General features: G+C 36.9%; 2 protein-coding genes. One reads left to right on the top strand and one right to left on the bottom strand.

What is annotated here, in order from left to right; translation table 11 throughout:
* Positions 1-228 (top strand): transposase (locus ACIPNH_RS02045; RefSeq protein WP_156518078.1); only part of this gene is annotated, 228 nt, incomplete at its 5' end.
* A gap of 352 nt (positions 229-580) precedes the next feature.
* Here ACIPNH_RS02045 and tsaD read toward each other — a convergent pair.
* Entirely contained in the window at positions 581-1,588 is a 1,008-nt protein-coding gene (tsaD, locus tag ACIPNH_RS02040) for a tRNA (adenosine(37)-N6)-threonylcarbamoyltransferase complex transferase subunit TsaD (RefSeq protein WP_400771421.1), read from the bottom strand.
* Positions 1,589-1,717 lie beyond the last annotated feature (129 nt).

Below are 1,717 nucleotides of genomic sequence, written 5' to 3'. Positions count from 1 at the left end.
TATATAGGGTTGACACCAAGGCAATATTCTTCTGGAGAAGTTGATCGGCATGGCAGCATATCAAAGATGGGACCAGCGGAATGTAGAAGTATGTTATATGAAGCTGCACAAACAATGCTTACAGTTACCAAGAGGACATTTAAATTAAAAAACTGGGGTTGCGAAGAAAAAAGGAATGAAAAAAGCAATTGTAGCAGTAGCAAGAAAATTAGCTGTAATTATGCATAGGATGTTGGTTGATAAAACAGAATTTTATTATCAATAAACATCAAAAGAGCATAGGACAATAATTTTATTGAAAATAAAGATAGCAATGCCGATGGAAGGGACAAGCAAGAACTTAGTTAGACTTCGTGGTAAACATGTTGCCGTCCACTTCCGCCTAACAAGTATAATGCGGCTTAACAAATTTATTGTCATCTCAGACCGTGGAGAGAACCATATGCTACTTTTAACTTATGTAAAATTACCAAGGATTATGGAGAAGATATGCTGTTTTGATTTGTGTGAAAATTATTGTTGACTTATGTGCAATTAGAGAACCTAAGTCACTTTAGCTATAATTCAGAATTGAGAGCTTTTAATAACTCTCTAACTCCCACTTAGGTCTTGGTGCAAAATTGAGAGAATCTATATAGCTTTTCTGTAACATTTCAATTCCTGCCCATCCAACCATTATTGCATTATCTGTACATAGGTTGTTGGGAGGAAAAAATATGTTTAAGTTTATGTGTTGTTTTAATTTTTCTCTCAAGAAATTATTTGCTGCAACTCCGCCGGTAATCACAAAGTCATTGATTTTGATATTTAAAGATTCGGCCATAATAATCGCATTACTAACCCTGTCCAGCAGTATGTCACTAATACACTCTTGAAACGAAGCACATACATCACACACATCTTGCTCGCTCATTTTCAGTTCTTGCACTAAGTTTTTTACTGCTGTTTTAATTCCAGAAAACGAAAAGTTACATCCAGAACGTTTTATCATTGCCCTTGGCAGTTTGAATCTTGTGCCATTGCCTTTTTTAGCCAACTTTTCAATTAATGGGCCTCCTGGGTAGCTTAAACCCAGCATCTTAGCAATTTTATCGAACGCTTCACCCAGCGAGTCATCAAGCGTTTCTCCAAGTTTAACGTATTTGCCTACATCCTGTGCAATTAAAAATTGACAGTGACCACCTGATATTAATAGGACTAAAAATGGAAATTTTACCTCATGCAGTAACCTAATAACCAATGCATGCGCTTCTAAGTGATTCACTGCAATGAACGGTTTTTGTGCTACATGCGCAATTGCTTTAGCCATCATTGTACCAACTATTAATCCACCTATGAGTCCTGGTCCTGATGTTGCTGCAATTGCATTGAGGTCACAAAAGTTAAGGTTAGATTTTTCCACGGCGCTTTTTATTAGACCACTTAAACGCTTCATATGAGCACGTGAAGCTATTTCAGGGATCACCCCACCACGTTTTTTGTGTTCTGCTTGGGAGAGAATTTCGTGAGCAAGGACTTGCTTGTCACTATTTACAATCGCTACTGCAGTTTCGTCGCAGCTTGTTTCAACAGCTAAAATGGTTTTCATGTATATTTAGTTACTGTATTACCAAAACTATACTTTGAAACGCTGTAGAAGTTAACTGCAAAGTTATAGCTCTTTTCATAGAAGTCCGGATGTGATAAGATAAGGATAGAAGATGATAAGGAGGTTGAG

The sequence above is a fragment of the Wolbachia endosymbiont of Drosophila barbarae genome, assembly GCF_044752445.1.
GTDB classification, from domain to species: domain Bacteria; phylum Pseudomonadota; class Alphaproteobacteria; order Rickettsiales; family Anaplasmataceae; genus Wolbachia; species Wolbachia pipientis.
The sequence above is the reverse complement of the archived record's forward strand: the minus strand, read 5'-3'. Positions and strand labels throughout refer to the sequence as shown.

Bases quoted from the DNA above. Each gene is read 5' to 3' on its own strand.
- tsaD (WP_400771421.1), bottom strand. From the start codon at position 1,588: ATGAAAACCATTTTAGCTGTTGAAACAAGCTGCGACGAAACTGCAGTA.